The sequence below is a fragment of the Microbulbifer mixtoriginis (SeqCode) genome (assembly GCF_052467235.1).
On sequence record NZ_CP174305.1, the window covers coordinates 1,663,682 to 1,687,039 of the forward strand.

At 49.1% G+C, this 23,358-nt stretch carries 20 protein-coding genes; 7 read left to right on the plus strand and 13 right to left on the minus strand.

Features of this window, described 5'->3' with window-relative positions:
* Window positions 1-63: 63 nt before the first annotated feature.
* The 6 genes from rlmD to ACJJIO_RS07315 all read right to left on the minus strand — a co-directional run bounded on the left by rlmD (window position 64) and on the right by ACJJIO_RS07315 (window position 4,993).
* Window positions 64-1,428, minus strand: a complete 1,365-nt coding sequence (gene rlmD / locus ACJJIO_RS07290) for a 23S rRNA (uracil(1939)-C(5))-methyltransferase RlmD (protein ID WP_444910606.1) — start codon at window positions 1,426-1,428, stop codon at window positions 64-66.
* Window positions 1,429-1,483: 55 nt separating this feature from the next.
* Window positions 1,484-2,191, minus strand: a complete 708-nt coding sequence (locus ACJJIO_RS07295; protein WP_444882887.1) for a M48 family metallopeptidase — start codon at window positions 2,189-2,191, stop codon at window positions 1,484-1,486.
* 30 nt (window positions 2,192-2,221) lie between these two features.
* Window positions 2,222-2,653, minus strand: a complete 432-nt coding sequence (locus tag ACJJIO_RS07300; RefSeq protein WP_152455066.1) for a hotdog fold thioesterase — start codon at window positions 2,651-2,653, stop codon at window positions 2,222-2,224.
* A gap of 77 nt (window positions 2,654-2,730) precedes the next feature.
* Window positions 2,731-3,342, minus strand: a complete 612-nt coding sequence (locus ACJJIO_RS07305; RefSeq protein WP_444910607.1) for a DUF2799 domain-containing protein — start codon at window positions 3,340-3,342, stop codon at window positions 2,731-2,733.
* A gap of 44 nt (window positions 3,343-3,386) precedes the next feature.
* Window positions 3,387-4,037, minus strand: a complete 651-nt coding sequence (locus ACJJIO_RS07310) for an MBL fold metallo-hydrolase (protein ID WP_444910608.1) — start codon at window positions 4,035-4,037, stop codon at window positions 3,387-3,389.
* Window positions 4,038-4,099: 62 nt separating this feature from the next.
* Window positions 4,100-4,993, minus strand: coding sequence for a hypothetical protein (locus tag ACJJIO_RS07315; RefSeq protein ID WP_444910609.1), 894 nt, complete (start codon window positions 4,991-4,993; stop codon window positions 4,100-4,102).
* 485 nt (window positions 4,994-5,478) lie between these two features.
* Between ACJJIO_RS07315 and malT the strand changes: the two genes are divergently transcribed.
* Entirely contained in the window at window positions 5,479-8,193 is a 2,715-nt protein-coding gene (malT, locus tag ACJJIO_RS07320) for an HTH-type transcriptional regulator MalT (RefSeq protein WP_444910610.1), read from the plus strand.
* Window positions 8,194-8,427: 234 nt separating this feature from the next.
* Complete coding sequence (locus ACJJIO_RS07325; RefSeq protein WP_444910611.1) at window positions 8,428-10,065, plus strand: alpha-amylase family glycosyl hydrolase; 1,638 nt, start codon at window positions 8,428-8,430, stop codon at window positions 10,063-10,065.
* Window positions 10,066-10,282: 217 nt separating this feature from the next.
* On the opposite strand, the gene ACJJIO_RS07330 is transcribed toward ACJJIO_RS07325, so the two are convergent.
* Entirely contained in the window at window positions 10,283-10,870 is a 588-nt protein-coding gene (locus ACJJIO_RS07330) for an FMN-dependent NADH-azoreductase (protein WP_444910612.1), read from the minus strand.
* 102 nt (window positions 10,871-10,972) lie between these two features.
* On the opposite strand from ACJJIO_RS07330, the gene ACJJIO_RS07335 reads away from it, so the two are divergent.
* The 3 genes from ACJJIO_RS07335 (at window position 10,973) to ACJJIO_RS07345 (ending at window position 15,479) form a co-directional block, all read left to right on the plus strand.
* Complete coding sequence (locus ACJJIO_RS07335) at window positions 10,973-11,839, plus strand: LysR family transcriptional regulator (protein ID WP_444910613.1); 867 nt, start codon at window positions 10,973-10,975, stop codon at window positions 11,837-11,839.
* Between the two features lie 177 nt (window positions 11,840-12,016).
* On the plus strand, window positions 12,017-14,554 hold the full coding sequence (locus tag ACJJIO_RS07340) for a plasma-membrane proton-efflux P-type ATPase (protein ID WP_444910614.1): 2,538 nt from the start codon (window positions 12,017-12,019) through the stop codon (window positions 14,552-14,554).
* Window positions 14,555-14,603: 49 nt separating this feature from the next.
* The gene (locus ACJJIO_RS07345; RefSeq protein ID WP_444889277.1) at window positions 14,604-15,479 is read left to right on the plus strand and encodes a polyphosphate kinase 2 family protein; all 876 of its coding nucleotides are present in this window, start codon (window positions 14,604-14,606) and stop codon (window positions 15,477-15,479) included.
* Window positions 15,480-15,544: 65 nt separating this feature from the next.
* Here the strand turns inward: ACJJIO_RS07345 and ACJJIO_RS07350 are convergent, their stop codons facing one another.
* From ACJJIO_RS07350 to ACJJIO_RS07365, 4 genes are all read right to left on the minus strand, one after another.
* On the minus strand, window positions 15,545-16,369 hold the full coding sequence (locus ACJJIO_RS07350; RefSeq protein ID WP_444910615.1) for an alpha/beta hydrolase: 825 nt from the start codon (window positions 16,367-16,369) through the stop codon (window positions 15,545-15,547).
* Between the two features lie 184 nt (window positions 16,370-16,553).
* A complete protein-coding gene (locus ACJJIO_RS07355; protein WP_444910616.1) occupies window positions 16,554-17,876 on the minus strand; it encodes a phenylacetate--CoA ligase family protein in 1,323 nt (440 codons plus the stop codon).
* Window positions 17,877-17,892: 16 nt separating this feature from the next.
* Window positions 17,893-18,753 (minus strand): TauD/TfdA dioxygenase family protein, encoded by an 861-nt coding sequence (locus tag ACJJIO_RS07360; RefSeq protein ID WP_444910617.1) that lies wholly within the window; start codon window positions 18,751-18,753, stop codon window positions 17,893-17,895.
* Complete coding sequence (locus ACJJIO_RS07365) at window positions 18,750-20,171, minus strand: aromatic amino acid ammonia-lyase (protein ID WP_444910618.1); 1,422 nt, start codon at window positions 20,169-20,171, stop codon at window positions 18,750-18,752. The genes ACJJIO_RS07360 and ACJJIO_RS07365 overlap by 4 nt, the downstream gene beginning before the upstream one ends.
* A 179-nt stretch (window positions 20,172-20,350) precedes the next feature.
* On the opposite strand from ACJJIO_RS07365, the gene ACJJIO_RS07370 reads away from it, so the two are divergent.
* Window positions 20,351-21,211, plus strand: a complete 861-nt coding sequence (locus tag ACJJIO_RS07370) for a LysR family transcriptional regulator (RefSeq protein WP_444887317.1) — start codon at window positions 20,351-20,353, stop codon at window positions 21,209-21,211.
* 54 nt (window positions 21,212-21,265) lie between these two features.
* On the opposite strand, the gene ACJJIO_RS07375 is transcribed toward ACJJIO_RS07370, so the two are convergent.
* Window positions 21,266-21,583 carry a cupin domain-containing protein gene (locus ACJJIO_RS07375; RefSeq protein ID WP_252083464.1) on the minus strand — a complete coding sequence of 106 codons (318 nt, stop codon included), beginning with the start codon at window positions 21,581-21,583 and terminating at the stop codon, window positions 21,266-21,268.
* Window positions 21,584-21,585: 2 nt separating this feature from the next.
* On the minus strand, window positions 21,586-22,467 hold the full coding sequence (locus tag ACJJIO_RS07380) for a LysR family transcriptional regulator (RefSeq protein WP_252083465.1): 882 nt from the start codon (window positions 22,465-22,467) through the stop codon (window positions 21,586-21,588).
* 114 nt (window positions 22,468-22,581) lie between these two features.
* Here ACJJIO_RS07380 and ACJJIO_RS07385 point away from each other — a divergent pair, with 114 nt between their 5' ends.
* Window positions 22,582-23,256, plus strand: a complete 675-nt coding sequence (locus ACJJIO_RS07385) for a type 1 glutamine amidotransferase domain-containing protein (RefSeq protein ID WP_444910619.1) — start codon at window positions 22,582-22,584, stop codon at window positions 23,254-23,256.
* Window positions 23,257-23,358 lie beyond the last annotated feature (102 nt).

Below are 23,358 nucleotides of genomic sequence, written 5' to 3' on the forward strand. Positions count from 1 at the left end.
ACTTCCGTCCCCCAGGACTTTTTAAATGACATACAGGGACGGAATAAAATTGAATAAATGGCTTTAGGAATCCAGCTCAAATACCGCCATAGATTCCACATGGGACGTTTGCGGAAACATATCCATGACACAGGCCTGCTTAAGACGGTAACCCAGCTGAACCAATTCCCCGGCGTCCCGCGCCAGAGTCGCCGGGTTACAGGACACGTAAACAACTTTCTGCGCCTTGAAACGGGCGATACCACGCACCGCCTGCAAGGCGCCATCGCGCGGAGGGTCCAACAAAATTTTATCGAAGCCGCCGCTGGCCCAGGCCTTTTTCACCATTTCCTCATTCAGATCGGCAGTGTGAAAGCGCACGTTGTTCAGTCCGTTAAGTGCGGCATTATCCTTGCCCCTTTGGGTGAGAGCGCCAACGCCCTCGATACCGATAACCTCCCCGGCGCGGCGTGCCAATGGCAGGGTGAAATTTCCCAGTCCGCAGAAAAGATCCAACACCCTCTCGCCGGGTTGCGGGTCCAATAACTGCACAGCACGACTCACCATCTGTCGGTTGACCTCGAAATTCACCTGGAAAAAATCCATCGGCTGGAAGTGCAGGCTCAGGTCAAATTCCGACAGACGATAACTGAGGTAATTCTCGTTATTCTGTGGCCACAGAGGCTGAATCGAAGCCGCATCACCAGGTTGTATATACATGTATATACCTGATGATTTAGCGAAGTCTTGCCAGCGCTGTCGATCCCCTTCCGATAAAGGCTGCAGGTGTCGTAACACTAAGGCCGCCACATCATCACCGACCGCCACTTCCAACTGGGAAAAGTGCGCACGCCCCTCGCTCTCCGCCACCAGTAGCTTTAACGCAGGAATATGTTGAGCGATAGAAGGGTGCAAAACATGGCACTCATCGATATCGGTCAAATCGTTGCTGCGCTTTTTGCGAAAACCAAAAACGAGTTTTTTACCTTTTGCCGATTTCACCTGGCGAATACCGATACGTGCCTTGCGTCGATAGCCGTAAGGTTCGGCCAGCAGAGGAGGCAAAATTTCCTCGGGTTCAATACCACCAAAACGAGCCAGCTGATCCAACAAGATTTTTTGTTTTTCGACAATTTGCGCATCGACCTGCAGGTGTTGCAGGGAGCAGCCCCCGCACAGGGACACATGGGGGCAGCGCGGTTCACAGCGCAGTGGCGAAGCCTGAATTATCTCACTGGTAACACCTTCATCGAAGCGAGCCCGATGAGTGCTATAACGAAAACGCACTTCTTCACCAGGCAGGGCGTTATCGATAAATACTGTTTTTTTACCCACACGGGCAAGACCGCGCATATCGTGGCTAAATTTTTCCACACAGGCTTCTGCCTGGGTGGGCAAAGATTTTTTTACCGTCTTACGCGGAGTGATAAAACGCGGTTTTCTGCTCATAGGAAATTACTGAATATTCAAAACATCTGAAATCAATGGGACCTGTCGGTAAAGTCTATACCGTGAGGCGGTGGCCATTATCGCGCAACCAGCGGCGCAGCTCCTTATAGCGAGGGCAAACACTCTGTACCAGCAGCCAAAAATCGCGGCCGTGATTATGGTGACGCAAATGGCTGACCTCATGGGCCACCAGATAATCCACCACCGGTTCCGGTGCCAGGCATACCAACCAGTTGTATTGCAGGTCTCCACGAATACTGCAGTGCCCCCACTTACTCTTGGTGCGCCGAATTCGCAGTGTGGAAAACTGCAAGTCCAGTTGTTCGGCCAAGCGCTGGGACTTTTCTGTTAACAGGGCCAACGCCTCGCGCTGGTAGAGACGCTGTAGGGCCCCCTGTAATTGCTGCGCTGTGGGGGTTGGCGATAAGGTATAGAGATGAATGGCCTCTTCGGTGATTGCCGCACCACCTCGATTAGACGCGCGCTCCAAGGGGCGCATTTTACCCAGCCAAGGAAAGTGCTCACCAAACTCAAACCGATATTGTGGCACCTGTGCCGCACGCTGGTTGGCAGCGAGCAATTGGGCGCGTACCCACTGGATATTTTCCTGCAAAAACTGATGGCCGTGGCGGGCAGCGCAGCGCTGAGGAATACGAACTTCCACGCCGGATTGAGCCAATACCAGACCCAGGCGCTTGCGCCTTGCCGAACGCACCAAGCGGTAGGGAATATCTTCAAAAAAATATTCCCGCACTTCACTCATAAAAACCGCCTCAATAAAACCCGGTTAAGTTTACCCAGCGGCATGAGCCACAACTGCCATGGTAATTCGGGAGATACAACTCAGTTTGCCATTGGGGGCGTAAATCAGAATTTCCCACACCTGGCTGGTGCGCCCGATATGTACCGGCTTGGCCCGGCCAGTAACTTCACCCTCAGGCACAGGACGCAGATGATTGGCATTAATCTCCTGGCCAACGCAGTAAAACTTACTGGTATCCACCAGCAGGTTGGCACCGATAGATCCCAGGGTTTCCGCCAACACCACATTGGCACCGCCATGTAGAATACCGAACGGCTGGCGAGTGCGATGATCCACCGGCAGCTTGCCCTCCAGGTAATCCTCACCGATTGCGGTAATCTCCAGGCCCAGATACCCGGGCATACACTGGGCGGTGCCCCGGTTAATCTCTTCCAGGGTGGGAGTAACGTGCCAAATTGCCATGGGAATAACTCTCTTGAAAATCCAAACTGGGGTCGGGGGAAATGACTGAATTGACTTGCCATATCAGCCCACTAAATTCACCAGTAAAAAAAACCGGATGAAAAAAAGCCGCGCGGATAAAAACCCGGCGTGAAATAGTCTGGGCCGAAAAGGCCATAGCGGTGCAGTTCTAAATCCAACATGCGCAACTCCCATTCGAGTCGGCTGTGCTGGAAGTAAAGCGCACGCCTCTGCTTGTCGCTATCACTGTGCCTAAGGGCCTGATGTAGGGAGTAAAGCTCACGTTCTAAATTATCCCGACGCCACAATAAATCGCGATACTCCTGTGCTACGCGATAGTGGGCGAGGCCACGCTGATAACTCTTTAAAAAAATATCCGCGGTGGGCCCAGTGCATACGCCCTCATATTTTCGCCCCTGACGTCCCTGAGCGTAGCCATTTTCAGCGGTACAAAATTGTTCCACGCCCTCTTCGTGGCCCTGCAACCAAGCCTCGCTGTCCACATAGATTTCGTAACTTTGGCATTCCTTGGCGATATCGTACACCAGCGCCTGGGAGCGCCCGCGGGCGCCGTCATGTAGGCCTCGCTCATACCAGAGCCCACTGCGGCAATCCGCCTCGGAAATAACAGCGCAACCACTAATAGCAGTGGCCAGTGTCAACAGGAAAACACTCAGCTTTATAGGCATGGGAAGGGGCTCCCGATAGATTATTGTTTTGCCGGTACCACCTATCAGCCGAAACGTTTATCGGCGACGAACGGATTGGTCTGACGCTCCTGACCAAAAGTGGACATAGGACCGTGACCCGGAACAAAACGTACATCGTCACCCAGTGGCCACAGGCGCTCGGTGATCGAACGAATCAAAGTATCGTGATCCCCCTGGGGGAAATCGGTGCGGCCAATAGAACCAGCAAACAGCACATCGCCCACCAGTGCCAACTTGCTCGGACGATGGAAAAAGATCACATGTCCCGGGGTATGGCCAGGGCAGTGATGCACCTCCAACTCCTGGTCGCCGACAGTCACGGTATCGCCCTGCTGCAACCAGCGATCGGGGGTGAACACCTCCACTGAGGGAAAACCGAACATCTGCGCCTGCACGGGCAGCTGCTCGATCCAGAAACCATCGCCCTCATGGGGGCCCTCAACCGGCAACTGCAATTGTTTAGAGAGCGCCGCAGTACCACCCACGTGATCCAGATGACCGTGGGTAAGCAGGATTTTCTCAATGTTGAGCCCGCGCTCTTGCGCCGCCGCCAGAATTTTGTCGAGGTCGCCACCCGGATCCACCACTGCGGCACGCTTGCTATCTTCGCACCAGAGCAGAGTGCAATTCTGCTGAAAAGGAGTGACCGGGACCGTTTGAAATTGCAGCGACATGGTAAAACCCATCCTTATTCGGGAGTAGTGGCTAGATTCGGGAGTAGTAGCTAGTGCCGCGATTATACCGCGACTGCCCGCCGAGATCGCTGTGCGGATGCGTCTGCCTTCGGCTTGGTGTTTTGCAGAAGAGTGCTCAGGTCCTTGCCGAGCTGCTCCCACACCAATTCATTGCGCCAGTAATCCTCCGGTGGCAGTAGCTGCGGACCGGCCAGGGCATTGTCTGGATCGGACAGTGGCCTTGTCGCGTAATCCCGAAATACCGCTTGGTTGTAACTGGGGCTGAGAGGCTTAAGAGGCCAGCCGAGCAGGTCATCCGGATGGTAGAAATTTTTCCAGCGGAATTGATACCCGCGAGAGGTCGTAGCCACCGCCTGGATCTGATCCCGCTGCTTGGCCCCAAACCACAGCGGCGTGCCGGCCCCGAGGGTATACCAATGGCTGAGCGTTTTCAGGCGCAAAAAGCGCTCCCGCGCGGAGCCCTTGCGCACCTCGGCTGGCCCGCCATCGCGCCAGACACCGTGGTTAACGCTGGGCCGCTGGGCATCCCACAAATAGTTGGACAAGCTAATACAGCTGGCCGAATGACTGATAAGCAACACCGGAGCGCAATCGCCAGCGGCGGCTGCAGCCTTTTGTAGAGTTTGATAAATGGCTGTCTGGGTCCTCTCGTAGAGACCACTACGGCTATGGATATCCCCCAATTGTGCCGAGTTCTCAGCCAGGGTGTTGAGCAGGAATTTGCGCGCGCGCAGACTATCCACCTCGCACTTGCGCATATCTTCAAATACTCGCTGGGTATTACCAGGCAGTGCTTCCACAGTAGGAAAAGTATCGCAATGAAGGCGCGCCCAGTCGTCACCCAGGTTTTCCCTGAGCATGGAAAACAAGTGCTTTACACAGTTCCTGTGTGCGGCATCCACAGCCGGCGCTGCCAAAACCACAATATCGGCCATAACTCCCTCTTTTTTATTATTGCTGTCGAAGCCGCACCTACCTCCCTGACGGCATCAGTTATTCACCAAATTTTTTCGGAAATAACTCTGTTTTTTCATAATCCAGTGATCCAAGAATCCCCCACTGCGTACAAACGTTCGTGTATTACGGCAACGAATGTCAGCCGGGAAAGCAGATAACGCTGTCGGGTAGCTCTACGCCGGTCTCGGTGAACACAGGGATGTGTTCCTGACACCGGACACCGCAAGCCAAAAACTGGCCGCAGGGTCTTTTTCTGATTGTTTTGTCTCTTTGGGCTGGATCGGTAAGACTGATTGGATCCGCCAATCAATATACCGTCATAAGCAAAGCTTCTTCTAGTATTAGCCAAAGAGAATCCAGCAAGTCGTCCTATCCTCAGCGCAAATCTGTCACAAAAGCGCTCCGCTAGTGCATAATATCCCTGTATAAAAATCAGACATTTAAAACAATCCTGCCCGCAGCGATGCTTTTAACTTCCAAATACAGCCTGCCGGACTGCCCCGAGCATACCCTGGTGCGCCCGCGCTTACTGGCACTGCTCGACGACAGCCACAGCGACCAGCTGCTGCTTGTGACGGCACCGGCGGGCTACGGTAAAACCACGCTGGTCACTTCCTGGGCCTCGGCGCAGGAAAATCCAATGGCCTGGTATACCCTTGATCCCAGCGACAATGAACCGAGCCAGTTTTGTCGTTATCTGGTAGAAAGCGTGCATCGCGCTACCGGCAAAGGCGTACCGCAAACCTGTCGCTTATTGGCGGCGCCACAAAGTCCGGATCCAACAACTGTCATCAGTCATCTGCTGGGTGAACTGCGCAGCTTGCCCAGCGAACTGCGCATAGTGCTCGACGACTACCACCATATCGACAACCAGGCGGTGCACAGCGTCACTCGCTTCCTGTTGCGCCACGCACCACCAGGCGTCGGGGTCCTTCTCACCAGCCGCAGCCAGCCGCCCTTGGGGCTGGCCACCCTGCGCGTACAAGGCCGCCTATTAGAGCTGGGCAGCGATCAACTGGCCCTGAATACCGAAGAGATCGCACGTCTGCTGAAGCAGCGCTTGCCATTTAATCTCGATGGCGACCGCGCCGCTCAACTGCACCACCTGAGCGAGGGTTGGCCACCAGCGGTACAACTGTTCGCCCTGTCGGTGCGCGATCGCCAAGAAGTAGACCGCTACCTGACGGAACTGGAGCAGGGCCACAGCCATATCCTCGACTATCTGGCCGAAGAAGTGCTGGAAAGGCTGGAGCCAGAGCTGCGCGAGTTACTCGCTCGCACTTCGATCCTCACCCGTGTCAATGCCCAGCTGGCGGAACGCCTGAGTGGCCGCAACGATGGCCAACAACTGCTGGAAGAGGCGGCGCGGCGCGGACTCTTCCTACAGGCACAGGACTCCAGCCGCCAGTGGTTCCGCTTCCACCCGGTATTCGCCCGCTTCCTGCAGCGCCAGCTCACCAATCGGGAGCAGCTGTTGCACCTGCACGCTCTCGCTTGTGATTCCTGGCAGGAAATGGAACAGCCGGTGGAAGCCCTGCGCCATGCCCTCGCTGGCAGTGACCGCGAGCGCCTGTGTCAGCTGCTCGATAGCCAGGGAGAAATACTGCTGCGCGGCGGGCAGTCGCGCTTGTTGCGTGATTGCCTGGAATGGCTCGGCAGTGAGGCGTTGCAGCAGAGTGCGCGCTTCACCCTGCTCTCGGCAAAAATGGCGCGGGAGAATTTTGAATACGACCAGTGCGAGAAAATGCTCGCCACCGCCGAGAGCTGGCTGCAGCGGCAGGACCCACAGCAATGGCGTCAGTTTGAAGGGGCTTTCGCCACCATGCGCGCCCAGGTGGCCATCGCTCGCGGCCAGACCCTACAGGCCAAAGAGTATGCCGAAGAGGCCCTGGGGCTTTTACAACCCAACCAACTAGGCGAGCGGATTTCGGCACTGCTTGTCACCGGTGAGACCAGTTTTTGCCTGGGCGCATTAGAGCCCGCCGCGACCCATATGTTGGAGGTGGAGGCCCTGGCCATCGCCGAGGGAGATATTCCCAGCGCCGCCTGGGCCATCTGCCAACAGAGTGAGATCGCCTTCGCCCAGGGGCTTCTACAAAAATCTGCCTCACTGCAGAAAAAGGTGTCCAACCTGGTGCAGAAACACCACCTCTCCACCCTGCCCATCGCCGAGTTTGTCTGCCGCCTGCTCGGACAGCTGCAGTGGGAAAAGGGGGATTTGGAGAGCGCCGAGCACTCGGCCCGGCGGGGAATGCAGATCAACCGCAAGGTGGGTGAACACTGGCTACTGCCGGAATACACGCTGCTCCTGAAACTAGCCCAGGCGCGCGGAGAAAAAGAGGAGTCGCTGGAGTGGCTGACCCGCATCGACCGCTTACTCTCAGATGGGCGCTACCACCGCGACTGGGTTGCCAATGCCGATGCCGCACGTATTCGCACCTGGCGCGCCCTGGACAACCAACAAGCCATTGCCAGCTGGTTGGAGCAAGCTGCGCCAGTTGCAGACAGGCCCAGTAATCACTTTGAACAGTGTCACGGCCGCAACCATGTGCGCGCACTGATCGAACTGCACCGCTGGTCCGACGCCAATCGCCTGCTGAGCCGCCTGCAACAGGTCGCGGAAGAGTGTCATTTAGTCACCGATCGCCTGCGCAACCGTGTGCTGGAATCCCACCTGTTGTGGCTGCGCGAACAGCACGGTGAGGCCGTGGAGGCCATTAGCGAGGCACTACTGCTGGCCGCAGGTAGAGGATTTCGCGCCAGCTTTCTACAAATTGGCAAACCCCTGATTGTGATTCTCAAGGCTGCGCTGGAACGGGGCTTGGATGAGGCATCCACCGACAAGGCCCAAGTACTGATTAAACTCGCCCAGCAACAGCCGGAGTTGGACGGTGGCATTCGTATTGAGCTGGACGACACTATTATTCGCGAGATTCTCGCCAGCGACGCGGTACCGGATTTTCTGCGTCACTCACCACTCACTCCAAGGGAGTGGCAGGTTTTAAACGCTATTCATTCAGGCCTTTCGAACGAGCGTATCGCCAGGCATTTCAAAGTGGCGCCGAGTACCATCAAAACCCACATCCGCAGCCTCTACCAAAAGCTGGATGTCAAAGACCGCCAGGAAGCGATTACCCTGGCCGAACAAATGCTGCGCTCGGTGCAGGACCGCCCATAGGAATAACTGCGAGTCGGGGCACAGGGATGTGCGCAAAACTCCACCGCAGGATTTCTGCACATCTCTATTTGAGCAGTTCCCGAAACTTGTTACTCCTGCTCTAAATCCCCCCGGTCAGCCCCTCCCCCCCTCTATGGGGAGGAGGAACGCGGCTCCGCCCTTCGCCATACTCACCCTATCCTTTCCTGAGTGGGCCCGCCCCACCCTTCGAATAATGAGACAAGGCAGTAATCCATGAGCGGCAACAGCACCGAGTGGTGGCGCAACAGCGTTATTTACCAGATTTACCCCCGCAGTTTCTGCGACGCCAACAGCGATGGTATCGGCGACCTGCCAGGTATCACCCAGAAATTGGATTACGTGAAGTCCCTTGGTGTGGACGCTATTTGGATATCCCCATTCTTTAAATCCCCCATGGTGGATTTTGGGTATGACGTGGCGGACTATCGCGATGTGGACCCGATTTTCGGCAATCTGCAGGACTTCGACCGCTTAATTGAGGCCGCCCATGCCCGCGGCCTGAAAGTTATTATCGATCAGATTCTGAGTCACACCTCAGATCAGCACCCCTGGTTCGAGGAGAGCCGCTGCAGCCGCGACAATCCCAAAGCCGACTGGTATGTGTGGCAGGACCCTAAAGCCGATGGCAACCCGCCCAATAACTGGGTATCTGTTTTCGGTGGTGGCTCCTGGCGTTGGTGTACCCGCCGCCGTCAATACTACCTGGCCAACTTCCTCAAAGAGCAGCCAGATCTCAATGTGCACAACCCCGAGGTGCAGGCACAGTTACTGGCGGATATGAAATTCTGGCTGGATCGCGGTGTGGATGGTTTCCGCCTGGATGCGGTGAATTTTATCTTCCATCAACAGGCCCTCAGCGATAATCCTCCCCGCCCGCTTAAGCTGGATCAAAAAGGACTGCCGCCGGTCAATCACTACGATTACCAATGGCACAAGAACGACAAATCCCAGCCAGAAAACCTGGTGTTTTTACAGCGTGTGCGCCAGCTGATGGATCAATACCCGGGTACCGTTACCGTGGGCGAAGTGGGTGACGATAATACCCATAAGATCATGGCGGACTACACCACGGAACAGCGCCTACATATGGCCTATTCCTTCGATTTATTAACCGAGGATTGCAGCGCGCAATTCCTGCGCGAAACCCTGGAAAAGAACCGCGCGGTAATTGAAAAAGGATGGCCCTGCTGGTCCATTAGCAATCACGATGTTCCGCGCTCTATCACCCGCTGGAACCGCGGCCTTAGTCTGGAGCTAGCGCAAAAGCGCGCGCCCCTGTTCCTACTGATGCAACTTGTACTGCGCGGTAGCGTATGCCTGTATCAGGGGGAAGAACTGGGTCTGGCGGAAGCGGATATCGCCTTTGAGGATTTGGTGGACCCCTACGGTATTAACCTTTGGCCCGAGTTCAAAGGTCGCGATGGCTGCCGCACGCCTATGCCCTGGACCGATACCGCTGATCAAGCCGGCTTCACCAGCGGGAAACCCTGGTTACCGATTTCCCAGAGTCACCGGAACTTAGCCGTGAACCTGCAGCAAGACAGCCAGCACTCTATGCTCAACCAGTTCCGTGCATTGATCAAATGGCACCGGCAACTGCCCCAAAGTCTGGCTACCGCACAACAGGAAGTGCTCGATACCGGCAATGATTTATTGGTGTTCGTGCGCCGCGCAGATAAGGAAGTGTACCTAGTCGCCCTGAACCTAGGCGCCACTGAGGAAAGCTACGCTCTGCCACAAGAGTTTTTTGGGGCCGAGGATATTACTCCAGGCCTGTTTGCAATGGAGCTGAGAGAAAACACGCTGGTTTTGCCCGCCGCTGGCGCCGGTGTATTGCGAAACAATAATTAATTTCAGGCTTTAACAGCCCGTCAAAAAATTTTACCAGCTGGTGGCAACAACCACCGGCTGCCAATTTCAGAAAAACGGCAGTATCTCTCCCAGGGCTATAAGTTGGTTTTTCTGTCTCTCTGCAACGTCATTTATCCTTTCGACGTCTGCTTCTCCGCCGGCCCAAAGCCGGCTTTTTTTACTTTGCTTTATTTTACTTTGCTGTGCGCCTCATAGATCAGATTGCTTCCAGAGCTACCTTAGCCTGAGTTAAGGCAGTCTCTTTGTGGTCATCCCCCATATTCAGCCCTTCAGCATAAATGACCGTGACATCGTCAATGCCAATAAATGAGAGAAAATGTTTGATGTAGGGCACATGAAAATCAATCACAGAATCTTTATAGAAACCCCCAGATGTCGTGACCAAGACCACTTTGGTATCTCTAATCAAACCCTCTGGTCCATTTTCTGTGTACGTAAAAGTCACTCCGGCCCGCGCTAAGTGATCAAACCAAGCTTTCAGGGTAGATGGGCTACCAAAGTTATACATGGGTGCTGCAATCAGTACCGTATCTGCATTTTTGACCTGTTCAATAAGATTGTTCGAATACTCCGTTAGCGCTTTCTGGGCTGCACTTTTCTGCTCCTCAGGGGTGAAGAAAGCACTTACCATTTCACCGCTCAAATGCGGAACCGGGTTAAGACTTAAATCCAACTCGGTGACTTCAGTGGCAGCCTGTCGTGACAGCCAGTGCTTAGCCAGTGACCTGGAAGTCGAATGGTCCCCTAAGGCAGAGGCATAAACGGCAAGAATTTTGTGACTCATAGTCTCTCCAGCTAGTGAACAACAATGATGCGGAGACTATAATCTCTGCAAATTGGCAACTAAATTATCAATTTATGCAATTTATAATTGCATAAATGCAAAATGATGGACTGGAACGATCTTCGATACCTGATAGCCGTGGCAGATCACGGCTCCCTACAGAGTGCAGCCAAAGCCTTGGGGGTAAACCATTCCACCGCCTGGAGGCGTCTACAGAGCTTGGAAAAAGATCTTGGCTGCCAGCTTTTCGTGGCAGACAGGCAGGGCTATTTCCTCACAGACGAAGGGAATGCAGCTTTAGAACACGCCAGAAAAGCCGCCGAGAATATCAATGCCATTGCCTTGAATACCGGCATTAAAAACCTGGAAATGGAAGGCATTATCCGTATTACCTCAATCGGCTCTTACTCTTATGAGGTGATCCCAAAACTCTGTGCCGCCTTTCGCTTACACCACCCCAAAGTTGAATTTGAACTCATAGACTCGGCGGAACACCTATCACTGGAGAAGAGGGAGGCGGACATTGCCTTTCGTGGATCACCTAGCGCTCCGGATAACGTCATTGCCAAGAAGCTCTTTGATATCAACTGGCATATTTTTGCCCATCCAGACTTGGTTAGCGGTCCAATGACACTGGATGAGATTAAGCAGCAGAATATTATTGGTTATCGCGGTTTGAGTTTGCCGATTGGTCGCTGGAGTGAAAAAATATTTAAGAATAGCCGCAAAGTAATTTACTGTAATTCGGTAATGGCGGCGGCAGGTGCAGCCAATGCAAAACTGGGTTTTGCCATTTTGCCCGAAGGGGACCAAAAAATGGTGCAACCTTACAAACTAAAGAGAGTATTCGAGCTTAAAGAGTTCCAAAGCCATTTCTGGTTACTTTCTCATCCTCAAATGCGCAATTCAGCACGCGTTAAAGCCTTTTGGGACTTCAGCCTGGACACCTTTAAAAAAGGATGTCTTTAAGCTGATCAAGGTGAAAATTATTAGCTACGGGTGTCCATCAGATCACAGCCTATAATGTTCAATTAATATGGATACACCGCCCAATCATTCAATAATGATTAGCCGTATTTAACCCCAACTGTCGTTAACAGGCGGACCATTCGACGAGAAATTATTTTCAACAGGCGGAATCGATCCGTGCCAATAACCGGGCCAAAATCCGAAAGCGGAAACGCCAGTAAAGCCGACTTAAAAGGCTCCCAGGTTGACCTGCAGAAAGCCGATTTACCCTACATTTACCAGGCACTCAACACCTCACCTCAGGGGTTAAGCCAGGCCGAGGCCGAGACACGTCTGCAACGCTATGGCCCCAATAGCATCCAGGAGAAAGAACAAAGCGCACTGCTCAAGTTTCTGCGTTTTTTTTGGGGGCCCATTCCCTGGATGATCGAAGCCGCTGCCCTGCTATCGGCACTTATTGGTCACTGGCCCGACTTCGCCATTATTATGGCGCTACTACTTTACAACGCCGTCGCGGGATTTTGGCAGGAGCACAAGGCCTCCAATGCCCTGGCCGCGCTCAAGGCCAGCATGGCGCCGCAGGCGGAGGTGTTGCGCGATGGTAGTTTTCATACCATTGACGCTGCCGATGTAGTTCCTGGGGATATTGTACGAATCAAACTCGGCCAGGTGGTACCCGCAGATGTGCGCTTTGTCGACGGCAAATCCATCAGTATCGATCAGGCTGCACTTACGGGTGAGTCATTGCCGGTCAGCAAAAAAATAGGAGACATCGGCTATTCCAGTAGTATCGCCAAGCGCGGCGAAATGACCGCCGTTACAATTGGCACCGGGCGTAATACTTTTTTTGGCCGCACCGCAAAGCTGGTAGCCGGTGCCGGCCAAGGCGCCTCCCATTCGCAAAAAGCCGTTACTCATATTGGCGATTTCCTGATAGTGCTGTGCCTGGTGCTGGCTTTGTTACTGGTAGGTACCCAGCTCTACCGTGACATAGTAGTGGCTCCCAGCTGGCACTGGTCGGACATTATTAATATTTTACGCACAGTCTTGGTGCTATTAATTGCCTCGATTCCCGTGGCAATGCCCTCCGTAATTACTGTCACTAACGCACTCGGTGCCCTGGCGCTATCCCGAAAAAAAGCCATAGTCTCGCGACTGGAGTCTATAGAGGAGCTTGCCGGGGTCGATATTCTCTGCTCCGATAAAACCGGAACGCTCACCAAGAACCAGCTAAGCCTGCACGACCCCAAATTATTTGTCGCCAAGAGCCCGGAACAGTTAATTCTCGCCGCGGCACTCGCCTCGGAAAAAGGTTCTAGTGATCCGATCGATCAGGCAATTTTTGCCGGCCTCAAAGATAAGAAAGCACTTAATAATTACCAGCTCAAAGAATTCACTCCTTTCGACCCAGTAATCAAGCGTGCCCAGGCCCAAGTAGTCGATGACAGTGGAAATTCTTTGTTTTATTGCAAAGGTGCGCCCCAAGCGGTGATGCAATTGTGCAAGCTCAGTGGTGATAATGAAAAGAAAGCCTCAGACTGTGTGCAGGAACTCGCCGCACGGGGTTTACGCTCCCTGGGTGTGGCGAGTTCCAATGATGGGAAAAGCTGGAACTTTCTTGGCATCCTCTCTCTAGAAGATCCGCCTCGGGATGATTCCAAACAAACCATCAGCCGGGCCAGGGAGCACGGGCTGCAGGTAAAAATGATTACTGGCGACGACGTCGCTATCGGCAAAGAAATCGCTGCTCAGGTGGGGATTGGGCAGAATATTTACGCCGCCGCCGATGTTTTTACCGACTCGGAGAATATGGACCACTTATCCAAGCAGGTGGTCGATTGTGTTGAACGCGCCGATGGCTTTGGCCGTGTTTTCCCCGAACATAAGTACGCAATCGTAAAAGCCTTACAAGAGAGAGGGCACCAGGTGGCAATGACCGGAGACGGTGTCAACGATGCGCCAGCCCTAAAACAAGCTGATTGCGGAATTGCCGTTAGTGGCGCCACCGATGCGGCCCGTGCCGCAGCGGCGATTATTCTCACCGCTCCAGGCCTCTCCACTGTAGTGGATGCTATTGACGAAGCACGCAAGATCTTTGAGCGCATTATTAATTATGTGCTCTTTCGGGTATCCATGACCCTGGATATTATGGTGGTGGTGGTGTTTGCCACTATCCTCTTCGGTTTTTCTCCCCTCACCCCAGTCATGATCGTATTAGTGGCACTGCTTGACGATATTCCCATTATGACTATTGCCTACGACAACACCCTGCTGCCGAAAGAGCCGGTGCATTGGGAAATGCGCGATTTATTATTGGGTTCAACCATTATCGGCATTTTTTCTATCGCACAAACCATGGGGCTGCTTTTGATTGGTATGGAATGGCTACAAAACAGTCAATGGCAATCCTGGATACCCCTGGATAAGTCTCAGATCCAAACGATTATTTTTTTACAAATTGTTGCCGGCGGCCATTTACTACTTTTTGTCGTGCGATCTCGCTCTGCCTTCTTCGCAAAGCCACTGCCCGCAATGAAGTTATTTATCGCTATTGTCGGTACTCAGGCGCTCACGGTTTTGATGTGTGGATTTGGTTGGCTGGTACCTGCTATTCCCTGGCGTATTATCGGGCTCGTTTGGCTCTATATGATTTTGTGGATGTTTATTCTGGATCTGGTGAAGAAGCTACTCTATCAACGTCTGCAGGATATTTAATCCAACCTGCATGGACAAATCATTTAACCTACCATGAAGAAATAAAACTATGAATTGCTTCGAGGCATTCCAGGTAAAATCCGGCAGCAAGGTACAGTTAGATAAGATCGATGCCAGTTTTAAAGATTGCTATAAAAATCGCGAAGAGGCCCAGCCAGTCATTGATAAATTAGATGAAAGAATTCGCGCACAGCAATATCTTATGTATGCCGAGCACAAGCGCTCCCTATTGATCTGCCTACAGGGTCGGGATGCCTCCGGTAAAGATGGCACTATTAATCATGTGCTTGGAGCAATGAATCCCCAAGGCTGTACAGTAACCAGCTTCAAGCAACCATCTAAAGAAGAAGCCGCCCATGATTTCCTGTGGAGGTGTCACAAAGTCACCCCTGCACAGGGACATGTGGCGATTTTTAACCGATCCCACTATGAAGATGTATTAATTCAACGGGTGCATAATATGGTACCAGAGAGCATCTGGTCCAAGCGCTACGATCATATCAACCACTTCGAACAATTATTAGCCGACCACAACACCCTGGTATTAAAATTTTTTCTGCATATTGATGCAGATGAACAACTGAAACGCTTTAAACAGCGTATTGATGACCCAAGCAAACACTGGAAAATCAGCGAGAGCGATTATACGGAGGCAAGCTACTGGGATGCCTACACCCAGGCTTTTGAGGATATCCTAAAAAAATGCAGCCACTCTCATGCTCCATGGTTTGTCATTCCCGCAAACCACAAATGGTTTAGGAATCTTGCGATTGCCTCCATAGTGGCAGATGCAATGGAGTCCTTAAAAATGACTTTTCCCAAGCCCAGCGTGGATATCAATGAAATCAAGAGGAAATATCACCAGCTGGACAAAAAGGAACTACAGGAAGGGCTAATAAATACCCTCCCTTCAAAAAACAAATGATCTTAATATATAAAACCACTTGATCAACAAATCAGGACATAATACTACTGCCTACTTGCACCCAATTAATCCTTTTTATCACCTAAATATTTAGTATTAAAAATTTTATCAAATGCATCATATACAGCAAGATGCAGCGTATCGCCATGATCCAGCTGTTCAAAATAACCGAAGTGTATATTATTTTTATTATTATCTAACTTATTGAATAAAGTTCTTGCCAGCCGTTCCATGACCTCCCCTTCTTTCCCCACACCTACATAGACCGACTTATCATCACAGCAATCTTTAGGAACTTTTTTCAAAAGAGACTCTCCGCTCCACCACAAGCTTGGACTAATAATGATGTAATTATCGAAGAGATCTGCACGTTTAAATAGAATTTCTGTAGCCAAAAGCCCCCCAAGGGACTGACCAATCAAAGTAGAATCCCCGTTTACACGATAATTGTTTTCAATTAGAGGCTGAACTTCTCTATCAAGAAAACCTATAAAACTATCCGAACCACCAGAGGTTGGAAACTCTTGCCTATCCAGCTTCTTAGCCGAGGGGAATGTAAAATCCCGTTTCCTGTCTACATTTACGACTCCAACAAGAATCGATTCCGGTAGCATATTAATCCAGGAAAAGGACCCAAATTGCAACAAACCAGCTATATGAACAAAATCTTCATTCATAGAACCATCTAAAAGATAGATTACCGGGTAACTTCTTTTAGTGTCGCGTTGATAACTCTCTGGTAGGTAAACATTCAACGTGCGCTTTTCATCTAAGATTGCAGATGAAAAGCTTATCGAATCGCCAACTATCAATGGTGACTTGTCAACCTCTACTCCCAAAGAAAAAGAGGAGATCAAAAATAAATACGCAAAAATCCAACATCTGAACATGAGCTCACCCAATATGTAATTTTATTTTTATTAATAAAAAATAAGGCTTACCCAAATTCACACCTATCAAACCAACAATGTTTAACTTTAAGCCAGCCTCAACCTTACTCGATATACTACATCTATACGGGGGAACACTTAACCACAAAAGCAACAAACTGAAAAGATATTGATGATGCAGAAATCACCTTCTATCTATAATTTTTCTAATCTTCCCTGATTTCTGACTAATTATACCAGGCTGCAGGATATCTATATTTAGTCTTGAAGCAGACTCAAGCCCAAGGAATATCATACGAAGCGTTAGATCAAAACTAGTCAACTCTCTATAAAACTCACCCACCAAATACTCTTTCTCCTGATCATCAACATTATCTTTAGCTTCAATTTTAAATGATAATTGATCGTGCCCATCAATCTTATCAATAATGCAATGGTAAAAGGAGCTGAGTCCAGGAATGGCTGTAACAATATTTTCCAACACAATTGGATATATATTTCCCCCATTGATTGTGAACATATTATCGCGACGCCCTCTGATGGGGCCCAAATAGGCTCCAGTTTGGCCACACTCACATGGCTCCTTATACATTTCAGCCAAATCGTGTGTGTTATAACGAATCAGAGGAAGAGCTTCACGTTTCAGCGCTGTTATTACTAATTCCCCAGTGACGCCATCTTCACATAACTTACCCGTATCTGGATCAATAACCTCTACATGAAAAAAATCTTCCCAGACATGTAAGTTATGATATTGGCATTCACTCGCTATTAGTCCAAATTCCGTATTTGCATACATGTTAATTAACTTGGCGTTGAATACCCCCTCATAGTAACTCCGAAAAGTCTCTGAAAATAATTCACCCACTACGAATATTTTCCTGATACTCAAAGACGCGGGCAATACGTTTTTTTCCAGACAGTAACGCTCTAGCCTCGGTAACAATGAAGGTAAGCAAACCATATAATTCAGCTTATCTTTTTGTAGACTCTGTAGCTGATGATCAATTCCTAGAAAAGAATCTGCAGGAATAGTGAGACCAAAAATTTCACTGGCAGCATGACAGATCATCCCACTAGGCCAAGGACCATAAGTCATTGCACATAAACATTTATCGAATGGTTCAACACCTGCAAGCAAATAGCTTCGAGCCTGAGAGATTATTGCCAGCTCAATATCTTTACGTGTATAAGGCACGCGCTTCGGTGCACCGGTACTGCCTGAAGTATGACAATAGCGAACAATATTATCATAATTCATACTAACTTCTGACATAGAAGTTGAGAATACTTCCGAACTTATAATCGGTAGCTTATATAAATCTTCACAAATTCTTATTTCCTCTATATCAATGTTATTATTTATAATTAGCTTGCGATAATAATCAGATTTTTCAAAGGATTCTCGCAATAATTGCCTCACCTGTTCATCTTTTAAACTCTGCCTTTCAATTTCAGGCTGACTATTGACATGTAAAAATTCAGCTCGCAGCTCATAATAATTCATAAAATCCACCAATTAATCACTTATAATACTTAATCGGTTTTTCAGCAGAAAAATGTACACGATGTAATTCTCGTCGTTGATTGTAATCATTGACGGCATAGTGTAAGACTTGGTGATTATTCCAAATAACCAAGGTCCCAGGACGCCATTGCACTCGACAATTGAATTCTGGTTTTTCTATATGCTGAAATAAATAATTCAAAAGCCCCATACTCTCATCGCATGTCATTCCCTCAAATTGCGAGGTGGTAGTTCGGTTTAGGTAGAGAAAAGGCTTACCGGTTACAGAATTTTTACAGACTGCTGGATGTATAGCAGATTCTAGTGGCATCAATTTTAGTGCTCGTTCTATACTTGAATCATCTCCATCTTTACCTTCTACTGATTTCTTCAGCGGCTGTTTTTTAAGCATCAACTCTGTCGTATGTATCACATTGAGTGAACCGACTAACTGTTGCATTACCGTTGACAGACTCTCATAAGCAAGCGTTGAACTTGTAAATAGGGTATCACCACCCCTAGGAGGAATATCAATACCGTACAATGCGATACCTTTTACCGGGTTGGAGTAATAGCCCTGATCGTGATGCCATATTCCTCCTGTATTTTTCTTTTCACCAGGCTCTTTAATAATTTTAGCAACTTGTGGATAACCCTCTGAGTGACCTTGAAAGAAGAAATAGTTCTGCTGAAGCTCCCCAAACAAGCTGCAGAACCTAACAAATGCCTGAGTATCCAGGTCCATATCTCGGATAACTAAAAGTTCATGTTCATGCCATAAATTTTTTAATGTTTGCTTAGTGTCCAGATCTAATTCAGAAATTTCTTTAGCGGAAATCTCAATACCAAAATTTCCTGTTAAATAGTTAAAATTCATAGAATGCTCTCTAATTGAGATGTTGTATATTGCGGCCAATTCACTAATTTTAATGCTTCTGGCAAATCGCCACTTGAACGCATTATTGCTGCCCTAGCTGAGCAAAAAGTCGCTGCTCGAATAATTTCCCTTAAACTATCCAGTTGGTCACTGATATTATTGAGAGCTGTCATTCCGCAGGGAACCAAGTCCTGATTGTTTCCTTCACACGAGAAACTCATCTGACGCACAGGTGTTGATCTAGCTTTTATTTCCTGGAACAGAGCCGACGATAACTGATGAATTCCTTTACAGTGGTTAAACGATTCAACATTTAAATTATCCGGCAGCCCTCCATTCAAGCGATGATCCATCAAAATCAATATTTGTCGATCAAGCATTTCGGCTAAGCGATGGATAATTTCCTGCATAAATTCGGCAGAAGCTGCCAATCCAATCGCATAAAACAATCCACCATGCCATGGACCTGATTCAAGAATTAGAGGGTTATCTGCAACAGCAGTGGCTTCGGAACGAATTTTTGCCTCTGAATAATCCAATAGATCAAGGCAGTGGCCTAATATCTGGGGAGCACAGCGAACAGAATATCGGGCTTGTAATAAGCTTTTTTCACCCTCGATAACTCTTGAGGACCGCAGGTAATCACGTCGTAAATGGGTAAGTAATTGGCCAGCACGAGCATAACTACCGTGCACCTCTCCGTAGCTCAACCCTTCGGAGAAGTGTTCATCTCCTGCCCCTATGGCCATGGAGGTTAATGCCACAGATTTGAAACAATCTCTTAATAGCTTTCTTAGCTGATAATCATGTTCAATAGCCCAGGAAGCCATCATAGCATTGGTATTTACAAGCCCAATGACATCACGGGGGCCTCTTGGCCCTTGTTCAAACAGTGGTGAAATAGCATGGGCCATGGAAATCAAATCACCACTGGCTCCAAGGCTCCCTTTTCGAGGTACTCTCGGAAGCGTTTCACTGTTGGCCAGCTTAAGAAGCGCTTGATAAGTGGAAGGATGGATACCAGATAAGCCGTGCGCTGTTTTTAGAGCCTGTAACTTTAATGCACGCCTGACTACCGATTTCGGTAATGGCGCACCAACACCAACTCTTAAGTACTCCAGAAGATTGACTTGTGTCTCTTTCCACTGATTTGGATCTAAGCGATTGCGTTCATTCTCTCCATAACTTGTGTGCAAACCGTAGATAGGGTTTCCATCATCTCCAAGCTGTTCCTGCAGTAATGCATAGGAGTGCTTAACTCTAGAAAGGTCTATGTCACTCGCAGTAATTGGATTATGTAAGTATCCCCACTCATACCAAGCATGTAGAGGAAAAGTTAAAACTGAATTGAAATTAGTTTCATAAGTTACCGCACTACCATTCGCTACCGCCGGATAGCTTAGAGATGATGTAGACACCCTGACTCCAGAAATAATTTGAATACTAGGAAGGCGAAGAAATTAGCATGGGAGTTGAAACTTGAAAAATAGATGTCGTCGCTGGTTGCCATAGGCAATATCTATGGCAACAAAATAAATGTCGATGTAGACTCAACTTAAACACACTGGCTTTTTAAGTGGCTAAATAAGTTATACCTATGTTTCCACACGCTGATGAACTCAATTATTTTATTGAAGTTGCTAAAACAAAAAATATCTCAAGAGCTGCAGAGAGATTAGGGATTCGGCAGCCGAGTTTAAGCGCGGCTATCAAGAGGCTGGAAAGACAGCTTGGTACAGAAGTAATCATACGAGAAAAAACTGGTGTGCAATTGTCTCGTGCAGGGTTAAGACTATTAAAAAGTGCTCAACAGTTACTTGATGATTGGGATGAGGTAAAGTACTCAGCGCTGCGCGAAAACAAAGAAGCTGTTGGTCACTTCACTATCGGGTGTCACAGCTCCATCTCACTACATATGCTGCCTGAAAGGCTAGCCGGATTTATTGCTCAAAATCCAGGTATCGAATTAAGCTTCCAACACGCGCTTTCTCGGGAAATTGTCGAATCAGTGATCAGCTGGAAAATTGATATCGGCATTGTGGTAAATCCCGTATCCCATCCTGATTTGATAATAAAGCACCTCTGTCATGATATGGTAAGTTTTTGGCATAACCCTGAAAAAATACAGTCTAGGGACGTATTAATTTATGACCCAGCGCTGATGCAAACAGATTGGCTGCTAAAAAACATGGAAAAAAATAATAAATATAAACAATATATTACTTCCTCTAGCCACGAACTGATCACAAATATGACACTTGAGGGAGTCGGGGTCGGCATTATTCCTGGTCGAGTTGCTCAAACAATTGGAAGAAATCAGCTTCAATGGGTTAGTAAAGACCAACCAGGCTTCAAAGATGAAATCTGCTTGGTGTATCGAAGGGAAATAACCCATAGCTTAGGTGCAGAGAAGTTAATTAAAGAATTTAAACTTACAAATTATAAAAAATTTGGCTAACAGAAGATATATTTAAACTACAAAATTCAATTATTTTTGAACTTCATTTTAAGTTTATTCGCGATAAAATATTGCCAACCATACCGTCGCCTCATCAGAGGATGTCTCAATCACCCGGTGCTTTCTTCCAGCCTTTATCAATAAGCAATCACCAGACTTCAGCTGGCATATCTCCCCGCAGTCAAACTCCACCACACCATAACCACTCAGTACAAGCACCCATTCGTGTTCACTCTGATCATACCAACCTTCCTCCGGTGAAGACTGGCCGTATGAAACAATTCTTTCAATTCGTATAGCATCACTCTTTATGATGTCCTGGAAGTGCTCAACCTCAGTGTTTTTCGGGAGGTTTTCTAGAATATTTATCATATTTACTCCTGCCAGCTAGAAAAGTGATCCATTAGATAATCAATGGCCATTCTCGCTCGTATTGGTAAAAAGCGGCGATTCTGATACACAATCCAGCTACTGGCTCCGCGCCCCCAAAAAGGCTCCAGTACGGGCTCTAATAGCTGTGACTCTATAGAGCGGTTAAAACTGCTTTTTGGCATATAGGCAATACCTAGGCCTTTTTCACATGCGTTAACCACTGTATGGGCATTATTACTTCTCCAGCGTCCATTAACGCGAATAGACTCCTCGGTGCCTTCTATATCAAATATCCAGTTCTCATTATTCGCAACAATACAACTGTGCGACTTTAAATCCTGTGGGTGGATTGGCCTGCCGAATTGATCAAGATATTCCGTGCTGGCAACTGCCATCATCTGGCGTCCAGCCAGCTTGCGAGCCACCAGCCCAGAGTCCTCAAGGCGGCCATAACGGATCGCAAAGTCGATACCATCCTCTACAAAATTGGCCATTCGGCTGTTGAAATCGATGTCGATCTTTAAGTCAGGGTGTTGTAAGGCGAAATTCATCAGTGCTGGAGCCACATACTGTTCAGCAAATAAACCCGCGCAGCTCACGCGCAACGTGCCACTCAGCTCATACTGCTGCAGGCTTAGCTGTTCATTGGCCTGTTGCAGACCCACAACCAGCTCTTTACAGCGCTGGTAATAAACAGCCCCAGCCTGAGTCAGGCTGACCAAGCGCGTTGTTCTAGCCAGAAGCGCACTCCCCAGACGCTCCTCCAAACGAGCCACCTGCCGGCTCACATGGCTGGTACTGCACCCCAGCTGCTTGGCGGCCGCAGAGAAACCCTGGCACTCAGCTACAGCAACAAATTCGACTACACCGTCAAATGTATCCATACCCCACCATTATTGCTATTTAGCAAAAGTATTTCACAGAAATCTCATATTATCATCTTATCAGGGACAACCTAGAATCCTCCCCACTGAATGCTTAACACAGAGGAGAGATTCATGAAGAAAGTACTTATTCCCGTAACCAACCATGCAACCCTCGGGGAAACCGACCAAGCTAATGGCACCTACTCCCCTGAGCTGACTCACGTCGTGCATGTACTTAAAGAAAATGACATTGATTACGATATTGCCTCTATTAAAGGTGGCAAAGCACCACTCTACGGTACAGATATTGAAGGAGATGAGGTCAACAGCCAGGTATTGGCCGATGAAGACTTCCAGAACCGTGTCAACAACACTATTCCAGTAAACCAGTTGAATACTGCTAGTTACGATGCGGTGTTCTATCCAGGTGGGTTTGGTCTACTTTCCGACTTAGCAAGCAATGAGGACTTTGCCAAGTTATCTGCGGAGCATTATGAAAATGGCGGCGTACTTGCTGCCGTGTGCCACGGACCAGCTGGCCTGCTGCCTATCACTTTGAGCAATGGTGAAAGCTTACTGGCAACTAAGTCTGTGACTGCATTTACCCGAGAAGAAGAAATCGATTTTGGCACCATTGAAGATATCCCCTTTCTGCTTGAAGAGGCTATCAGCAGAAAATCTGCTCGATTTAACAAAGTGCAACCCTGGCAGGAATTTGTCATTGAGGATGGCCGTGTGATTACTGGACAAAACCCAGCCAGTGCACATGCTGTTGGAAAAGCGATCGTTAAACAGTTAATAAACTAGCCGTTAATAACGCATCAATAATGCTGGCGCAAACTGATGTTCCTGCGCCAGCTTTCCATAACCCTTCAGCTTCCATTGTGGGCCAACACAACTCATCTACAT